Annotated in this window: 16 protein-coding genes, 1 tRNA gene and 1 pseudogene; 6 read left to right on the forward strand and 12 right to left on the reverse strand. The window is 66.1% G+C overall.

The features are described 5' to 3' along the window. Positions 1–419: 419 nt before the first annotated feature. The 3 genes from V5G24_RS21510 to V5G24_RS21520 all read right to left on the reverse strand — a co-directional run bounded on the left by V5G24_RS21510 (position 420) and on the right by V5G24_RS21520 (position 5,918). Positions 420–3,959 (reverse strand): ATP-binding protein, encoded by a 3,540-nt coding sequence (locus V5G24_RS21510; protein WP_394083419.1) that lies wholly within the window; start codon positions 3,957–3,959, stop codon positions 420–422. A gap of 2 nt (positions 3,960–3,961) precedes the next feature. Further along, the gene (locus V5G24_RS21515) at positions 3,962–5,230 is read right to left on the reverse strand and encodes a metallophosphoesterase family protein (protein ID WP_394083417.1); all 1,269 of its coding nucleotides are present in this window, start codon (positions 5,228–5,230) and stop codon (positions 3,962–3,964) included. A 418-nt stretch (positions 5,231–5,648) separates the two neighbouring features. Then, positions 5,649–5,918 (reverse strand): hypothetical protein, encoded by a 270-nt coding sequence (locus V5G24_RS21520; protein WP_394083415.1) that lies wholly within the window; start codon positions 5,916–5,918, stop codon positions 5,649–5,651. 39 nt (positions 5,919–5,957) lie between these two features. Here V5G24_RS21520 and V5G24_RS21525 point away from each other — a divergent pair, with 39 nt between their 5' ends. Next, positions 5,958–6,200 (forward strand): helix-turn-helix domain-containing protein, encoded by a 243-nt coding sequence (locus V5G24_RS21525; protein WP_394083413.1) that lies wholly within the window; start codon positions 5,958–5,960, stop codon positions 6,198–6,200. Between the two features lie 50 nt (positions 6,201–6,250). On the opposite strand, the gene V5G24_RS21530 is transcribed toward V5G24_RS21525, so the two are convergent. Both V5G24_RS21530 and V5G24_RS21535 read right to left on the reverse strand, forming a co-directional pair. Next, positions 6,251–7,282, reverse strand: coding sequence for an SDR family oxidoreductase (locus tag V5G24_RS21530; RefSeq protein ID WP_394083411.1), 1,032 nt, complete (start codon positions 7,280–7,282; stop codon positions 6,251–6,253). A gap of 59 nt (positions 7,283–7,341) precedes the next feature. Next, positions 7,342–7,592, reverse strand: a pseudogene (locus V5G24_RS21535) (aldo/keto reductase); the annotation flags it as partial. Between the two features lie 223 nt (positions 7,593–7,815). Here V5G24_RS21535 and V5G24_RS21540 point away from each other — a divergent pair. Further along, a complete protein-coding gene (locus V5G24_RS21540; RefSeq protein ID WP_394083409.1) occupies positions 7,816–8,751 on the forward strand; it encodes an AraC family transcriptional regulator in 936 nt (311 codons plus the stop codon). Between the two features lie 190 nt (positions 8,752–8,941). Here the strand turns inward: V5G24_RS21540 and V5G24_RS21545 are convergent. The 3 genes from V5G24_RS21545 to otsB form a co-directional block, all read right to left on the reverse strand. Continuing rightward, a tRNA-Leu gene (locus tag V5G24_RS21545) sits at positions 8,942–9,026 on the reverse strand. 134 nt (positions 9,027–9,160) lie between these two features. Then, positions 9,161–10,633 carry an alpha,alpha-trehalose-phosphate synthase (UDP-forming) gene (otsA, locus tag V5G24_RS21550; protein ID WP_394083407.1) on the reverse strand — a complete coding sequence of 491 codons (1,473 nt, stop codon included), beginning with the start codon at positions 10,631–10,633 and terminating at the stop codon, positions 9,161–9,163. Between the two features lie 2 nt (positions 10,634–10,635). Beyond that, positions 10,636–11,433 (reverse strand): trehalose-phosphatase, encoded by a 798-nt coding sequence (otsB, locus tag V5G24_RS21555; RefSeq protein ID WP_394083405.1) that lies wholly within the window; start codon positions 11,431–11,433, stop codon positions 10,636–10,638. 270 nt (positions 11,434–11,703) lie between these two features. Between otsB and V5G24_RS21560 the strand changes: the two genes are divergently transcribed. Together V5G24_RS21560 and V5G24_RS21565 are read left to right on the forward strand one after the other, a co-directional pair. After that, positions 11,704–12,087 (forward strand): hypothetical protein, encoded by a 384-nt coding sequence (locus tag V5G24_RS21560; protein ID WP_394083403.1) that lies wholly within the window; start codon positions 11,704–11,706, stop codon positions 12,085–12,087. A 110-nt stretch (positions 12,088–12,197) separates the two neighbouring features. Next, entirely contained in the window at positions 12,198–12,467 is a 270-nt protein-coding gene (locus V5G24_RS21565; protein ID WP_394083401.1) for a YMGG-like glycine zipper-containing protein, read from the forward strand. Between the two features lie 298 nt (positions 12,468–12,765). Here the strand turns inward: V5G24_RS21565 and V5G24_RS21570 are convergent, their stop codons facing one another. Continuing rightward, positions 12,766–12,948 carry a DUF1328 domain-containing protein gene (locus V5G24_RS21570; RefSeq protein WP_394069865.1) on the reverse strand — a complete coding sequence of 61 codons (183 nt, stop codon included), beginning with the start codon at positions 12,946–12,948 and terminating at the stop codon, positions 12,766–12,768. 224 nt (positions 12,949–13,172) lie between these two features. On the opposite strand from V5G24_RS21570, the gene V5G24_RS21575 reads away from it, so the two are divergent. Together V5G24_RS21575 and V5G24_RS21580 are read left to right on the forward strand one after the other, a co-directional pair. Next, positions 13,173–13,484 carry a hypothetical protein gene (locus tag V5G24_RS21575; protein WP_394083399.1) on the forward strand — a complete coding sequence of 104 codons (312 nt, stop codon included), beginning with the start codon at positions 13,173–13,175 and terminating at the stop codon, positions 13,482–13,484. Between the two features lie 181 nt (positions 13,485–13,665). Continuing rightward, positions 13,666–13,887 (forward strand): hypothetical protein, encoded by a 222-nt coding sequence (locus V5G24_RS21580; protein ID WP_394083397.1) that lies wholly within the window; start codon positions 13,666–13,668, stop codon positions 13,885–13,887. Positions 13,888–14,318: 431 nt separating this feature from the next. Here the strand turns inward: V5G24_RS21580 and V5G24_RS21585 are convergent, their stop codons facing one another. The 3 genes from V5G24_RS21585 to V5G24_RS21595 all read right to left on the reverse strand — a co-directional run bounded on the left by V5G24_RS21585 (position 14,319) and on the right by V5G24_RS21595 (position 17,325). Beyond that, the gene (locus tag V5G24_RS21585) at positions 14,319–14,903 is read right to left on the reverse strand and encodes a sigma-70 family RNA polymerase sigma factor (RefSeq protein ID WP_394083395.1); all 585 of its coding nucleotides are present in this window, start codon (positions 14,901–14,903) and stop codon (positions 14,319–14,321) included. Between the two features lie 287 nt (positions 14,904–15,190). Further along, positions 15,191–15,457 (reverse strand): con-10 family general stress protein, encoded by a 267-nt coding sequence (locus tag V5G24_RS21590; RefSeq protein ID WP_348845434.1) that lies wholly within the window; start codon positions 15,455–15,457, stop codon positions 15,191–15,193. Between the two features lie 134 nt (positions 15,458–15,591). Further along, positions 15,592–17,325 (reverse strand): sensor histidine kinase, encoded by a 1,734-nt coding sequence (locus V5G24_RS21595; protein ID WP_394083393.1) that lies wholly within the window; start codon positions 17,323–17,325, stop codon positions 15,592–15,594. Between the last annotated feature and the right edge of the window lie 170 nt (positions 17,326–17,495).

Genomic DNA, 17,495 nt, shown 5'->3' on the forward strand with positions numbered 1-17,495 from the left:
CTGCATTCATCGCTGGCGGATGACGGGCTTCAGAGAGAAGATTCTTTCAGAATGACTTGATTGATTCTTGGGCGTTGCGGATCCGCGATCGAAAGCATCGCGAATGAAAGCGCAGGCGATCTCAAAATGTCCTTCTTGAGCGACCATCGGACCTGAGCAACCGGAGCCCGCGAGCGCAGACTTCGCCTGTCACGAAAATCCGGGCGCAGGCGGCGTCGGAATTTCGTAGATCCTATATTATCTATGATCATGCGCTTAAAAAGATCAAGCCCCTTTCGCCGCCCGCGCACCAAAAGGCACGGGACCGCGCGCGCGAAAGGCCGGCGCGGGCGGCTCTGGCGCGGGGAAAGACATCGCTCTCTCGGAAGGGAACCGGGCGGGAATGATCCCCCTTCAGGAGGCGGCCGGGCTTTCTGCGATCACACGCCCGTTGCCGGCGCCGCCTGGGAAAGATCGTGAATGCGCACCCCGGGGCAGACGTTGCGGGCGAGCTCGCACAGATGCCGGTGATGGGTGAGATAGATCACCTGCCCCACCTGCGCCATCTCGGCGAACAGGCGGAAGGCTTCCTCGGCACGGAAATCGTCGAAGGTCTCCATGATGTCGTCGGCCACGAACGGCACCGGGCTGCGCGCCTGTGCGAACTCGTGATAGCCGGCGACCCGCAGCGCGAGATAAAGCTGGAAGCGCGTGCCCTTCGAGAGCGCGTCGGCCGCCTTGGAGGCGCCGCCCGCCGCCTGCGCGATCAGCGTTTCGCCCTCCTTCGCCGGCTGGGTGGCAAGGCCGGCATAGGCGCCGCGGCTGATGGTGCGGAACGCCTCGGAGGCCCGCGCCATCATCGAGCTGCGGTGGCGCTCGCGATAGGCCCGCAGCGCCAGTTCGGTGGCGGTCGTCCCCGCGCGCAGGTGCAGGTATCGCATCGCCCCGTCCTCGATCTCCAGCAGGATGGTGCGCCGCCGGCCCTCGATCTCGGCGACCCGGGAATCGCCGCCGATCGCCTCCACCTGGTCGACGGCGGCGCTGCGGGCGGCAAAGAGCGTGTGGCAGCGCCGGTCGTGATCGTCGAAACGCGCCTTCAGCTCCAGCAATTCCGCGTCGAGGGCGGGCCGGTCTGCGGCGTCGAGCACCCGTTCCGCCTGCGCCATCTCGCCGAGACGCAGGGCATCGAGGACATCGCGCGCGGCCTCGTCCGCCTGCCTGCGCAATTCGGCCCGCCGCGCGATGTCGGACAGCTTTACGGCCACCTGCGCGAGCGTGGCGACGCCGAAGAGAGACGTCATCTGCGCCTTGCGCCGCGCATGGATGGCCTCGGCCTCGCCAAGCGCGCGCCCGCGCTCCCGCGCCTCTTCCAGCTGCACGAGCAATTTCGCGCGGCGGGACTGTTCGGCGGCGGCGTCCTGCACTTTTTCGGCGATCTTCTGGGCGAGGTCGAGCACCGGCAGGGTGCCGGCCTCAAGCGCAAGGGCGCCGCCAAGGGCGACCACGAGGGCACGCACCTCCTCGCGAAACTGCGCCTGGTCCTTCTCCATCTTCGCGATGCGGTCGCGAAAGCCCGCCTGTTTCTCCAGCGCCGGCCCAAGCTCGGCCACGGCGGCGAGGATCTCGCGCACGGACCCGAGCGCAGGCACATCCCCGCGCTCGCCCAGCCAGCAGGACCGACAGGCGGCACCCCAGGCGGCCGTCCAGGCCCGTTCCGCCTCCGCCGCCTGGGCGGCGAGACGCGCGCGCGCCGCCATTTCGCTGCGCCGCTCGTCCACGGCCGCTTGCAGCGCCCGGATGCCGGCGACCCGGTCCACTGCCTCCTGCGCCTGCGCCAGCAAGGTGTCGAGCCCGGCATCGGGCGCGGGAATATGGCCCGCCGCGCCGAGCGCGGCGGCAAGCCGGCGCTCCGCATCGGCGAAATCGGCACGCGCTTCGTCGAAATCCCGCGTGGCAGTGCGCAGGGCGGCATGGGCCTCGAGCGCCGAAGTGCGCCGCGCGAGCCAGAGTTCCAGATCCGGCAGGGTCATGGTTTCGGCAAGCGCAGGCGCCATTGCGCGAACCGCGTCCGAAACCGCGCCATCCTGCGCCTGCAAACGCGCGGCGGCCGCATCCCTGAGCGCGATCGCGCGCTTCAGCTCGGCCTCTGCCATTGCGAGCGCCTGCCGATTTTGATGCAGCTTCGCCAGATCCGACATATGGCCGAGCCGACTGGCGGCGACGATATCCTCGTGCCGCAGCAAGGCCTCGAAGGCATCGGCCGAGGCGGGCGCGAGGTCGCGCCGGTGCGCGGCCCAGGCCTGCTCGCGCGCACTGCGGAGCGCGGCCGCCTCCTGGTCCGTGACCACTCCGGTCAGGCCGGCGACGGCGGCGCACGCGGTCCCCAGCCGCAGGATTTCCCCCGTCAGGCGTTCGATGTCGTCGAGGTGGCGCGCAAGCGCCCGCTCGCTTTCGCCACGCGCCGTTTTCCACGCCTGGAGCGTCTCGGCGGATGGGCATCGCATGGCGATGAGATCGTCCGGGTCGCCGGACCAGGGGCTGAGCGCCCGCACCCGTTCGGACAGCAACGCCTTCGCCGCCTCGCAGGCACGTTCCGCCGGCCGCAGGCGCGCGCGGGGATCATGCGCGCGGACAGCGGCAAGGGCGGCCGCCAGATCCCGCATCGCCCGCTCGTCCCGTTCCCGCCCGGCCGAAGGCGCGGCATGCGCCGCGAAGCCCTGATCGGCCCCGGCCGTCTGGGCTTTCGCCTCCGCTTCCGCGAGGCGGCGTTGCGCCTCGGCCAGTTCGGCGGCGCTCCCGCGCGTCGCGGCATCGATGCCGGAGCGCGCCTCGATCAATTCGCGCAGACGGCCGACGCTCGCGGCCTTCAGGATCAGCCGCTGCGGCTCCCCCTCACCTTCGCGATCCATCCGGGCGAGAAGGAGGGCGACGGTCTGCTCGGCCCCCCGCATCTGCATGCGCCGCTCGGGAATGTCCTTCTCCGCCGTCACATGGCGCGCGCGCAGATCCGCGAGCCGCGCCACCCGGTCGGACAGGCCCAGCGCGACGGCGTCCACGACGATCCGGTCCGCCTCGGTCGCGAGCCGGTCGATCGCCTCGGCGGCGGCCTGAAGCTGGACCGCAAGTTCGATCTCTTCCTTTTGCAGCTCCGGCAGTTCCTCGCTCCAGGCGCGCGGCGCATCGGGCAGAGAGGCGAGCGGCGCGAGGCGGGCGCAACAGTCGCGCCAGGCGGAAAGCCGGGGCAAGGCGGCAAGCTGGCGCTGGATCTCCTCCATCCGGCCCTGGATTTGCGTGCGCTGCGCGATCGCGTCCTCATATTGCGCGAGCGCGCGGTCGCGCACTTCGGTGAGCCGCGCATGCTCGGAGGCCAGGGTGTCGATCTGCTCCCGATCACGCTTCAATTGCGCGAGGCGCGCCTTCAGTTCGGAAAGCGCGCCGCTGTGCGCATGATATTTATAGAAACGTTGCGCCTCGCCCTTAAGATCGAGCAGCCTGCGGCTCAAATCGGCCAGGCCCGCGCTGGCCGAGAACAGCAATTCGCCCAAATCGCCCTTGCTGGCGAGAATGCTTTCGCCGCCTTTTTCCAGCGTCTCGTCATCGAGCGAGAACATGGTCCGATAGGCATCGCGGTCGATGCCGCCGAGTTCGCCGCGAATGGTGCTTTCGGCGATCGGCCGGTCGTCGGCATCGAGCAGGCTGTTCTGCGCCCGCTTGATGCGCGTGAACATGCGCGTCGCGCCGCCAATCTCCAGCAGCCCGCCGATCCGCATGGTGGGGTAAGCATGAAGGAAGTTGAACGGGCTCTGCACACCGATCCCGAACAACAGATCGAGAAAGGCCGCGAGCGTGGTGGATTTTCCCGCCTCGTTCGGACCATAGATGATGTGAAGGTCCACCTGCCCTTCGCTGCGTGTGCCGAAATCAATGCTGCGGCCGGTGAATGTGCCGTAGCGCGTGAGATCGAGGCGTTGGAGGCGCATGGCTAGGCGTCCCCGCCCGCCGCATGGAGCCGCGCGAGCACGTCCTCGGCGCCCGCGTGCGCCAGGCGGGCGAGCACGGCCTTGAATGATGCCTCGTCCGAACCGAACACATCGCGGCATTCCGGCGGCAACTGCACCCGCACTTCCTCCGCGATCGCAAGCAGGTTGGCCTGGAACGCGTCGGAGCCAAGGATCTCGTCCTCGATCAGGCGTTGCAGATCGCGCAGCGGATCGGCGGACGATGCAGATCCCAGTGCCGGCGCCGCGCAGGCCACCTCCAGCTTTTCGACCCAGCACGCGCCGATGCTGGCGGCGCGGGCATCCGCCTCGGTCTTCAGCAGGTCGAGATCGCGCCGCATGCGCCAGGCCAGGGGCGTCGCCCCGGTCACCTCAACGCGAGCGACGAGATGTTCCGCGCCGACCGCGGACCGCTCGTCTTCCAGCGCGCGCGTCACCGCCGCGACCAGATCGCGCCAATCCTCGATCCCGCTGGCATCCACCGGCACGCGGGAAAATTGCGCGATGCTGGTGGCGCGCGCCTCGATGCGGATCGAAAGATCGTCGGCAATGGCGACGAGGGTGACCGATTTTGCCCCAGCTTCGTTGATGTCGCGCCCTTGCGGCATGCCCGGCATCACGATGGCGCACGCCCCCTCGACGACCGCGCGCTTGTGCACATGACCGAGCGCCCAATAGCGAAAGCCGGTGGCCTGGAGGTCCGCGAGGCTGCAGGGCGCGTAAGGATCATGGCCCGGCGCGCCGGCAAGGCTCGTGTGCAGGATGCCGATATTCACCGCGCCCTCCACCGGCGGGCGGTATCTGGCAAGCAGGCTTTCCGGCGCATGCGGCTGGGCGAAGCTGAGGCCATGGATCACCACCGGGAGTCCGGCGGGTGGGCGCCTCGGCGCCACAGCTTCCGCGCGGCCGGTGAAGACCTTCACCGTGTCCGGAAACACCAGCTCCTTGGTGATCCTGGACAGGGCGTCGTGATTTCCTCGAACGATGAACACCTCGATGCCCGCCGCGATCAGCCGCTGGATCTCCCCGCCGAGGAACCGGGCGGTCTTCATGGAGGTCTGGTCGCCGTCATAGAGATCGCCGGCGAGCACCAGCGCGTCCACCTGCTCCTCCAGGCACAGATCAATGATGCGGGTGAAGGCGCGCCGCGTGGCGGTGCCGATCAGCGCCGCAAGCTCGGGGTCGCGCAGGGCGAGCGAACGCAGCGGGGAATCGAGATGAATGTCTGCGGCATGGATGAAACGGAACGGCAACGCACTTCTTCCCGCCGGGCCTGGACCTGAGAGCCGATCTGGCCCTGAGTCTCCGGCGTGCCGCGCACGATCACAAGCGCTAAATCGGCGCCTCTCGCGATGTCCTCAGGAGAATTCGGGCCGCGTGCCGCCTGCCCGCGGGTAGGCGCGGCAAGGGGAGTGAAGACGCGACAGGTGAGGATGACGCCCATACCGCGCCGGGCGCAGTGGACCGCGATGCTGGCCCCGAGGCCGCGGCTGCCGCCGGTGATGATGACGATGCTTCATATGTGGTGCCCCCTCGGCTGGCTGACCAAGTGGTAGTCGCGGAGCCCACGCAGCCGCTCGAACGATCTTCCTCGAATCTTCCTTGTTTCTACCTTTTAGGTGATCGGCGTGCCCTGACTTCCGGCGGCACGCGCGGCGAGCATGGCCTCCGTCAGCGCTTCCAGCGAGACGGACTGAGGCCGGATGGTGGACAGATCCACGAGGCCGGCGCGGTCAGGGCACTGCCCGCGCGCGGCTCGGGAATAAAGCGTTCGACGAGTTCGACTTTTCCACCCAGCCTGTCGAACTGCCAGGCACGCATCACATTGGCCACGATCCGACCTCCCTGTTCGGCACGCAGCGGTGTTTCGCCGCCGACCCAGCTCGGCCCGGCAAGCGGATGTCCCTTCGGGACCTGGCTCGCGGCATTGTAGGTGAGCATCCAGTTCGGATAGCGCGACGCCTCGGCGCGGAAGCAGGCATGTCGCGGTCGTCGTTTGCCGATATCTTCCGGCGGCGGACCGGCCTGACGCCGATGGACTATGTGGCGCGTTGGCGCCTGTTCCGCATCCGCGCCGAGATCATGCAGACGGACCGGCCGATCGCGATCATCGCCGAGGAAAACGGGTGGCGCTGGCGCACCTCCTGCAGCCGGGCGTTCCAGGACCTCTTCGGCGTCTCGCCTCGGAAGGCAGAAGCCGGAGCGACCGGCCGGGCGACATGAGGTGCCCACCCGTGCCTCAGCACCCGGCGCATTCGTTCAGGTCGGCGATCTTACTTGCTCACCAGACCGAGCTGGATCAGGCTTTCGGCGGTGGCGATGATGGCCTCTTCAGGCGCACCCGGTTTCCAGCCGAGCAGGCGTCCGGCCTTTTCGCCCGAGGCGCTCATGTTGTAGCTGAGCATCGGCGCGATCCCCTTCAATGCCGGGTTCCGACGCGCGGCAATGCGCACCAGCCAGTTGGGCACCACCCACGTCGGCACCCTGTTCGCCGCATGGCCCATCCGCTGGCGCAGGATCTTTGCGACCTCGACCATCCAGAGGCTCTCCCCGGACGTCGCCAGGAAGCGCTCGCCATTGGCGGCGGGGTCGGTCATGGCGCGCAGGTGCAGATCCGCCACATCGCGGACGTCGACGAAGCAGGATTTGATCTTCGGGCAGCCGCGCTGCCCGTCCATCAGGTTCTTGATCAAGCGGATGGAGTGGGAAAAATCGGGACCGAGAGCCGGCCCGAGAACGGCGACCGGATTGATCGCCGCAAGTTCGAGCCCCCGCCCTTCCCGCGCCACGAAATCCCACGCCGCGCGTTCCGACAGCGTTTTCGACTTCTGATACGGCGCGACGTTACCCGTCAGGTCGCTCCAATCCGTCTCCTTGAAGGGCCGAGGATAATCTGGCTTGTGCCCGACGCCGATCGCGCCAAAGGCCGAGGTCAGCACCACCCGCTTGACCCCGGCGTCACGGGCGGCGCGCAGGATGCGGAGATTGCCGTCGACGGCGGGTTTGATCCAGTCCTGCTCGCGAGTCTGGTCCCCCGATGGCGTCGGGGAGGCGCCGTGCATGACATAGGTGCAGCCCGCAGCAGCCTCGGCCCAGCCTTCATCGGCGGTGAGATCGGCGGCCACGAACGACAGGCGACCACCGGGCTCGGCGCCGCCGGTCTTCAGGTTGCCACGCACTTCCGCTTCCCGCGACAGCGAGCGGACGGTCGTGCGCACGAAATAGCCGGCGTCCAGCAGGGCCATGATGCAGTACTGGGCGATGAAACCCGTGCCGCCGGTAACGACCACCGATTTGTCGTTCATGTCGATCTCCATCCGGTTCGGTCCGAAGGTCGGCCCATGTCCCGGCTGCCCTTCACGTCAAGCAGATCGATGTGATCACTCTGAAGCCGCCGCAGGCAGCCTTCGACCGCTTTGCGAACGGTATCGGGCCGGCTGTCGGTTTCGGCGCCGATCTGGCGTCCGTTCTCGAAGCGAAAGGCGATGTTGGGGGCGAGGACCACGCTGTCGCCTCGTCCGCCGGACCGTAGGACTGGCTCATACCCATGCACCCAAGCCCGATCGCGCCGACTTCCAGCCCCTGGCGGCCAAGGCGTCGTTTGCCCAATGTCATGAATGATCGTCTCCCGATGATCTGCCGCCTATGCGTGGGGCCGCCCTGCGCGATGAAAGCTCGGCAAGCTCCGCATCGGCGGCGCCGGATCGCTGGCTTGCTGGCTTGCTGGCTTGCTGGCTTGCTGGCTTGCTGGCTTGCTGGCTTGCTGCACCACATCTAGACCTCCGAAACTGGACTGTGAATGCTTGATCGTCCATATGACTTTCGCGATAGTACGAAAATGAGCACAGACCCCTTCTCCGACATCCTGAAGTTCACGAATGCCGAATCCCTGGTGACGGGCAGTTTCACGGCCGGTGGACCATGGGCGATCCGCTTCCCCGCGCCGGACAAGATCAAGTTCTTCGCGGTCGTGAAGGGGCATTGCTGGGTCAGCATCGAGGGAGAGGCCACGCCTGTTCATTTCGAAACCGGAGATGTGGGGCTTCTGGCGGCACGACGGTCTTTCGTTCTGGCCAGCGCTCCGGATGTCGAACCGATCGACGCGATGGAACTGTTTTCAGGGGCTGGCCGGTCGACCACGCAACTCGGTGATGGCCGGGACTTTGCGCATATCGGTGGGCATGTTCTGCTTGATCCGGTCAGCGGCCGGCTGCTGGCGGATGTCCTGCCGGCTTGGATTCATGTGCCGGCCGCATCCCGACAAGCAACAGCGTTTCGGTGGCTGCTCGATCAGCTTGTCGAGGAACGGGACGCCGCTTTGCCCGGCGCGCAGCTCGCATCGGCGCAGCTTGCGCAGCTGCTTTTCATCCAGATCTTGCGCGCCCATCTGCAAACGTCTGGTCTCATGCCGCCCAGTTGGCTGCGCGCCCTGGCGGACCCGCGCATCGCTCCGGCACTACGCCTGATGCACGGGGAGCCCGATCGTCCCTGGCATCTGGAAGAGCTTGCCAGAGCATGCGCCATGTCTCGAGCGAGCTTTGCCTTCCATTTCAGGACAGTCGCGGGCGTGGCCCCACTGACCTACCTCACCGAATGGCGCATGCGGCTTGCGGAGCGCGCGCTGCGGGATGAGGAAACTCCCGTGTCGGCGATCGCCAGATCGCTCGGCTATACGTCCGAAAGCGCGTTCAGCAATGCCTTCAAGCGCGTCACCGGTCAGTCACCCAGAACATTCCGAAGGGGCGCAGCAACAGCCTTCACCCGCGGGTGTTGATCGAAACGACCACCATTTCATCTGGTCGGATGACCAGCCAACCGGATGCGATCTTCGCGGTCGGTTTCCGTCGCTTTTGAAGCGGTGGCGAAGATTCGAGGGCAATCAGGCAACGCAATGTTCACGGCTCCTTCGGTCCCGGAGCGTGTGACCCGGCTCGAACGAGCCGCGTCGGATTCCTTCAAGAAGATGGTGCGGGTGGTCGGAATCGAACCGACACTCCTTTCGGAACCGGATTTTGAGTCCGGCGCGTCTACCAGTTCCACCACACCCGCATCAGGCGCTATCTATATCGGCTTGCGAGGCGCGCCAACAAAAAAAGCGCGGTTCTCCCGCCCGCAAGCGGCGTCACGGCCGTCAGCATCCAGAACGGTCGACTTTGGTCTCGCGAGAAGGCCGGCCCGCCGCGTCACAAGCCCTGCGGCCGGTGCACGCCGTGCCAGCCGGTGCCGAAGCTCAGGCTCTGGAGCGGCGAGCGGCTGACGAAATGGCTGGCGGCAACGCGCGGCTTCTCGTTGAGCGCTTCCAGGAAGGATTGCGCCCAGCTGTCGATGTCATTGCGCTTCAGCACCGCCATCATGCGGGCATGGCGTTCGAGCCGTTCGTCGAGCGGCATTTCCAGGGCGCGCCGCAGGGCGAGCGCCATGCCCTCGGTCTCATGCGGGTTCACCATCAGCGCGCCGCCGGACAGCTCCGCCGCCGCGCCTGCGAATTGCGAGAGCACCAGCACGCCGGGATCGTCCGGCTTCTGCGCGGCGACGAACTCCTTGGCGACCAGGTTCATGCCGTCGCGCAGCGGGGTGACGAGCGCGACGTCGGCCAGCCGGTAGAACCCCGCGAGCGCCGAGCGTGAATAGGTCTTGTTCACATAGCGCAGCGGCGTCCAGGAGACATCGCCATACAGCCCGTTGATCTGCCCGGCCTTGTGGGAGATGAAGCGATCCATCTCGATATATTCGGGCACCTCGGTGCGGCTCTTGGGCGTGATCTGCACCAGGGTCATCTTCTGATGCAGCTCGGGCGCGGTGCGCAGCAGATGTTCGTAGGCTTCCAGGCGATTGGGAATGCCCTTGGAATAATCGAGCCGATCCACCCCGAGGATCAGCTTCTTGCCGGTGAGGCTTTCGCCGAAACTCTTCACATAGGCGGTACGGCCAGCATGGCGGGCACGGCGGGCGAAAGCGTCGGTCTCGATGGCGACGGGAAAGGCGCCGATCTTCACGCGCCGGCCGGCGATATCATAGGCCGTGCCGTCGGATGTCGCCTGCCCGCCGCGGGTCTCCAGATAGCGGCCGAAATTGTCGCGGTCGCTTTCGGTCTGGAAGCCCACGAGATCATAATGCGCGAGCGAGCCGATGATCTCGCCGTGGCGTGGCAGCGTGGCCAGAAGTTCCGGCGGCGGCATGGGAATGTGCAGGAAGAAGCCGATGCGGTTCTTGTGACCGCGCTCGCGCAGATATTTCGCCAGCGGCATCATGTGGTAGTCGTGGATCCACACCACGTCGTCTTCCTGCAAGATCTTCGAGACGTGCTCGGCGAAATTGCGGTTGACACGAATGTAGCCGGAAAGATCTGCTCGCTGGAATTCGGCGAGATCGACGCGATAATGCAGGATCGGCCACAGCACCCGATTGGCGAAGCCGTTGTAATATTCCTGATAATCGTCGTCCTTCAGGTCCACCACTGCATATTTGATCTTGCCGCGGGTCGACACCACCGGACGATCGGACGGCGTGTCGGTGATGCGGCCGGACCAGCCAAACCAGATGCCGGAGCGATCTTTCAGCGCGGCATTGACGGCGACGGTGAGGCCTCCGGCGGCGGTCTTTCCGCCCTGCTGGGGAACGGCAACCCGATTCGATACGACGATGAGACGCGACACGGTCAATTCCTCCGTTCGATGGGGTTCGCCGCCAGGGTGGCGATGAGCGCACGCACGTCTGCCGGTTCCGACAGGACGGCATGGACACCGGGAAACCGGCGGCCGACGGAAACAGCGACACCGCCGAGGGCGGAAACGGCGGCGAATCCCGCCTGATCGGTCACGTCATCGCCCAGGAATACCGGGGTGCGGCCGGCAAACGCTGGCACCTTCATGAAGGCGCGAATGGCGAGCCCTTTGTCGTGGCCCGCCTGCTTCACCTCGAACACCATGCGCCCCGGCAGCACCACAAGGCGGCCGAAGCTTTGATCCACCAGGGTATGGAGCATGCCCTCCAGCACCGGGCCGATGGAGGGCGCCCCACGATAATGCATGGCGACGCTCGCACCCTTATCCTCGGCCATCACGCCGTCCAGGTCATCGGCGATCGTGCGCAATTGCTCCCGCAAATCATCCGGCAGCGGCTGTGCCGCCGAGGTAATCCCGGCATTTGGGGCGGGGCGCATCTGGGCCCCGTGAATTCCAGAGCAGGGCAGACGGAGCGGATCGAACACCCGGTCGAGCCCCTCGACGGATCGGCCACTTACGAGCGCCAGCGCGCCGGCCGCCCGATCCTGAAGCGCCGAAAGATTGTCCCGCAGCTCAGCCGGAACAATGATCGCATCAGGGTGGTCAGCAATGTCGACTAACGTCCCGTCAACATCGAAGAAAAAGGCACAAGTCAGAGGGTCTAGCCGCTCGATGAGCGCTTGCCCGAGCCCCACGTTGACGCCGCTGTTCGCGGCGCCAACCTTACCCACCTCTATCTCTTTTCCCTTGGAGGCTGGGCGCCGAGGCGGAGATGACGGAGAAAAACCCGATTCCAGGGTCGACATTGAAGCGTCCGTTCAGTGATTATCGCCATTGAAACGTCTCCGCTTGGCCTCAGGTTCCCCTAACATGCGACCAAAAAAGCGCCATGGTCAATTCTGAAGCGTGGCTGAAGCCCGATTTTGTAGATCAACCGCGACCTCGGCCGGAACCGTCCGCACTCGTGCGCGTTTTCTCCGTGAACTCATGGAGACTGTCTAATGTTCGGATATGGATCCCACTCATCCACCGCTGACATTTCCAAGCGGCTAGAGGCTCTGCGCAACGATATTACCCTGTTGGGCGAGGCCCTTGCGGGTGCTGCCGAAGAGAATACGCGGACACCGCGACACGAAGCCGGGCGCTATATTGGCAGCGCCGTCAAATCACTGGAGCGGGAGGCCGCCAGCCTCGCCGCTGACGGCCTCTCCCTGGCCCGCAAGGGGCGCCACGAGGCAGGGCGTCACATTGATGACGTCGTCGACCATGCTCATGATCTGGTGGCCCGCAAGCCCGGATCAATCCTGCTGGGCGCGGTGGTCGTGGGGTTGACCGTCGGGTACGTGCTGTATGCTATGACGGGTACGCCGTCGCGGCGGCGCTGAGGATTCCCTCGTTCGGCGGGTTGTCCGCCGGCCGCCGACGAGGGCAAAAAGAGTCAATCGGCCGGACGCATCCCGGCGCCCGCCGGCGACAAGGATATGTGGAGATGAAAATGAGGGCGGCTATCATCGTGTTCGCGGCGGCTTTGGCGCTCGGCGGCTGCAGTCAGTATTCGCAATCCGACCGCGCTGTCGGCGGTGGTCTGCTCGGCGCGGGCGCGGGCGCCCTGATCGGCGGCGCGGCCACCGGCACGGCCGGCGGCGCCGTGGTGGGCGGCGTGCTCGGGGGCGCCACCGGCGCCATCGTCGGCGCGGCCACCACCCCCAAGGCCTGCTGGGCGCGCGACGCCTATGGCAATTCCTATCGCGTCACCTGCCCCTGAGGCGTCCCGGACGCATCATTTGCCCCTGATCTTGGGGTAGCAAGCAATCAGGGCGCCCCTCACCGGGCGCCCTTTTATTTTTACCTTTTATTTTCCGCGAGGCCCGGCTTCGCATGGAACCTGAGCCGGGGTAGGATGTTGATGTCGTGTCGGCTTGGTGCCGACGCCTCCAAGTCATCTTCATTGGCGGGCCGATCTGCGGTCCGCCATTTTTTTAACTTCCGCGTACACGAAAACCCCGGCCGAAGCCGGGGTTCGCAAATCCAAGCCGGGCCGTCGGCCCGGCAAGCAGAGCCTGTCAGGGCACGCTCGGTCCGCCGCCACGCCGCATGAAGCCAACGACCGCGGAGATGAGAAACAGAACGATCGCCACATAGAAGATGATCTTCGCGATCTCGATGGCGGTGCCGGCGATGGCGCCGAAGCCGAGGACCGCGGCGACCAAGGCGACCACAAGAAACGTAATGGCCCAGCTGATCATGGCATTGCCTTTCGTGTTGCGCCCCGGCGGCGACGCGTCCTGTCGCGGTACGCTGCGGGGCAAATGAAGCCTTGCCCTGTCAACCGTCTCGCGCGGCCGCAGTTCCCGCCTCACGCCGGGCTTTGTAACGGAACGGAATATTTTGCACCGCCGCCCGATCCGCCGGAACAAACCCCTCGGCGCCGCGTTTGTTTGCGAATAGTGCATAGGCGGAGGAGAGCAGAATGCCCGGACCGCGACACGACCCGGCCGAAAAGACCATGCCTCAGGGCCTTTTGACGCCGCATGGATATGACCAGTGCGAATTCACGCCCGCCCAGGCGCCGCGTGATTATGCCCGCCCGCGCAAATCCCACGGCCCGGACGAGGAGCGCCGGCATCTGCGCGCGGTCTCGGCCGCCATCGGCGACGGAGAGACCCCCGGCAAAGCCCAGCGTCCGCTGGCCCCGCCGCTCTCCCCGGCGCCCAGCCCGCGCTGGGACAATGACAATGACAGCGGACCGGCAGACGGCGCCTCGCGGTTATATCGCGAATGACGCCCTCCATGGCCCGCCCGCATCCCTTTCCATACCGGCCCCTTGCAGGTACGGATACTGACATGGCAAAGCTTGGCTTGCTCTTGTGCAGTGCCCACCTGCCATTTGGCGAACCCACGTCATGCGCACTCTGCGTCCAGACCAAACCGTGACCATGCAGGACCAAAGAGAGGGAGGCGGTATGCGAGCCCCTCATCGCAGGGACATTTCCGCACGCCAGGATCTTCTGGGTAAGGAACTGCGCCAGCTGTTCGATGAATTCACCCAGGAAGACGTGCCCGACGATCTGCTGCGCCTCGCGCAGCAATTGCAGGGCGCGGTTCAGGCCCGATCCGACGGCGACGCGAACACCGACGCGACGCCGGCGGCTCCCGACGCGCCGAAGGAAAAAGACGAGGCGTAAACCCGCCCCGTCCCATTCGCACGCGACATCCCTTCCCCAAAGGAAGAGATGCCGCGTTTTTTGCTTTTCCGATCCGGTGTGATTTCCCCGCGTGCAAGCTGGGCCACCCCAGTTTTTGGAAGATTCAACCAGAGGCTTGGCAGCGGCGTGAGACACCGGGCCTGCGATCCGATCTGCGCAAATTGCGATCGACCCGAGACCCCGCCAGCCCCGATCCGGGGCTCTTTTTTTGCCCGATCCGCATCATTTTAGACATGCGCGCACCTTGCACGCGCGCACACGACCCGCGACACCCCACACACATGGCGGGCGCGCAGCACTGCGCCAGCCGGCACGGCGGAATGGCTGTGGCGGAAGAGGTAAGGAAGCTGGGCCGGCACGGGCGCGGGACGCCCGAGCGGCGGGCGGCGCGGTCCAGTCCGCCGGAAGACTCAGGTGTTGCTGCTGCTGGTGATGCGGGCGGCCGACATGGCGAGGGCGTCGCCTTCCACCACATCGGCGGTGTCTTCGGCGCCCATGAGGGTCAGCAGCTTGGCCCGGGCACGATTAACCCGGCTCTTGATGGTGCCGAGCGCACAGCCGCAGACATCGGCGGCCTCCTCATAGGACAGGCCCGCCGCGCCGACCAGCACCAGCGCTTCGCGCTGGTCCGCCGGCAGCAATTCCAGCGCTTCCTTGAGGCTGGTGAGCGTGACCGCCCATTCCTGGCCTGGACCCATGTTGGAATCCTGCTGGGCCAAGGTCGCCATGCCGTCATTCTCGCGCCGGCGCTTGCGAATCTCGGTGTAATAGGTGTTGCGCAGGATGGTGAAGAGCCAGGCCCGCAGATTGGTGCCCGGGTCGAACTTGTCGATGTTCGACAGCGCCTTTAGCAAGGTCTCCTGCACCAGATCGTCCGCCTCTGTGCGGTTCCGCGTCAAGGAGCGGGCGAAGGCGCGCAGGGCCGGAAGAAGTTCCAGGACCTGTGTTCGCAGGTCGAAAGCCACGGGGGCGGAAGTCTCGGTGTCAGCATCCATGGGGCTTCTGGTTTCCGCTTCCTTCGGATGACACATCGATGCGTCCACAATCATCCTCCCACCCGGACGACGCGCGCCCCGGTGAAAAGCGGCACGGCCGATCTCGGCGCCTTTCGGCGCAATTTCGAAACCGTGGCGATCGCGAAGCGTATCATCCCTTCCACCTCGACCTAACGCACGGAGCCGGCCGAAGTTCCCGAGATGCCGGCAAAATGCGCCGCAATCACAAAAAGAAACGGGGAAGCCAAGGCGGCTCCCCCGCGCAGGCAAACGAATTCCGCCGGTTCTCAGGACCGTCCGGAATGGGAGGCCTGGCCGCCTTTTTGGCCCGCCTGCGAAGCCAACGAACGATCGCGCGAGAAGCTACGATCCTCGTCCGCCACGCTCTGGCCGCCCTTACGCCCCGCGGCGGAGGCCAAAGCGCGATCCTGGGAAAAGCTGCGCTTTTCCGCAGGCACGCTTTCGCCGCCTTTCCGGGCGATGGCACGCTGCTTTTCGGCGTCCATCGCCGCAAAGCCACGGTTGGACGAGCCCTTTCCTTGAGCCTTCGTCATCTCCTCGCTCCTTAGCGTTGGGGGAATGAGCCCTTCCGAGACTCCTCTACACAACGAGCGGGAGCGGCAGAGGTTCCGACTAAAGACAAGGAACCCGTCCTTATCGGAGTGCCATGCGCGAAAAGGGTATCGTGCTACGTCGCCCGATGGATCTGGCGCGGCGGAAAGCGCACAACCACCCGCGCCCCGGTCAGGCTCTCCTCCGTCACGATGGAGCCGCCCATCTGCCGGGCGAAACCATAGGCAAGGTCCGCATTGCCCTCGGCCAGGCGATCGCCGAGCGGCTCGCCGATTTCGATGCGCAGTGCGATCAGCTCCGCTTCCTGCACGCAATGCAGCGCGATGCGCACCGGACCGCGCGCCTTGCTGACCGCCAGCGCCATGACGATTTCCGAAAGCATCAAGGCCAGCGGCACCGCAAGATCGGTGGACAAGGTGACGTCCTCGGCATCGACGATCACCATCACATTGCGGTCGGAGGAGCCCTCCAGCAGCGCGCTCAGCTCGCGCAGCAGCTCGCGCAGGCGCACTTCCGATCCCTCATTGGCCTCGAACAGAATGCGGTGCACGACGGCGAGCGTGTTCACACGCGTGCGCAATTGCTCGAACCGCCGCCGGTCCGGCCCCTGCGGGATGCCCGAGCCGTAGAGGCTGAGCAGGCTCACCACCACCTGGAGCGAATTTTTGATGCGATGATGGATCTCGCGCACCAGCGCGGTCTTTTCCGCCAGCGCCTCGCGCAGCTTGCCGTCGCGCTCGCGCACCGCCAGCGCCATGTCCTCGATGGCATTGCCGAGCACCCGGAATTCACTCGGCGCGTCCCCCATGCGCGAGGGACGGAACCCATAATGGCCTTGCGCGTACACCGCCGTCACCCGGCGCAGATACAGCAGCCATTGCAGCACGATGCGGTCGGTCGCGAGCCAGATGGCAACGATCGTGAACAGCACCATCACCACCGGCAGCACGAAGCTCACCGCCACATGCAAGGTGGTCCAGGCGAACAATTGGTCGGTGGGCTTGGCGAACGCGACCCTTAGCCCCTGACGGTCAAGCGGGGCGGTGGCGAAGGTCCAGGAGCGGCCGGCTTCGTCGGTTGCTTCCTCGAGCGAGCCGGAGGTCTGCACGGCGGCATTGTCGGCGAACAGGCGGCGCGAAATGTCCGGGGCGTTCGACACCAGTTCGGTGCCGTCGTCGTCCAACACCGCCGCGACACCGTCGCTAAGCGGCGTTTCGCGCTTCAGCAGATTGTCCAGCCAGCCCGCATCGATGGCGATCGAGATCGCGCCCTCGAACAGGCCAGTATCGCCATAAAGGGGAAGCGTGGCGGCAAGGATCTGCTGTCGGGTGATGGGGCTCAGCATCCGATGGCTGATCACGAACACCTTGGAGGCGAGCACCTCGCGCCACCATTCGAATTTCGACATATCCTGCCCGGGCGCCGCCAGGGCGGAGCACGCGACGCGCCCGTCCTTGCTGATCAGCGCGATGTTGGAGGCAAACGGCAAGCTCAAGGTGGCGCCGTACAAGGTGGGCGCGCATTCGCCGCCGGCGGCGCGCACGGCCTGCACATTCTTCAGCGCCTGAAGCACATTCTCGGCGGAAGCGAAGACATTTTGCTGGCTGCCGGCGCCCGCGATGGCGCCCTGGAGCAGCCGATGCTGCGCCTCTTCCCCCGCGCGGCGCAATTGCAGGACGCCCTGCAACATGCTCGCGGAGGCGATCGGCGTGATCGCCAGCAGGATCACCACCAGCAGCCCGCGCCGCACGCTGTCCAGCAAATGACGCGGCTGACCGACCGCAGAAGCGAAGATGGCCGCCCGTTCGCGATGACGCGCCCGAGCCGCCTCGCCTCTCACCCACCACATGCCTCGCTCCGCGGTTCGGTCTGTTCTGACCACCCCACCCGGCCGCTGCGCCAGGCCTGACCCTATTATTTTCACGGAACCGTTCGAGTTCGCCGGCACTGAAGCTCAAGGAGGCTGCATTGCCGACCAACCGCGTCTATAATGCGCACGAGCGCTAGAAAGTTCCTATC

The organism is Roseixanthobacter finlandensis (genome assembly GCF_043195105.2).
Taxonomy (GTDB): Bacteria; Pseudomonadota; Alphaproteobacteria; order Rhizobiales; family Xanthobacteraceae; genus NCEH01.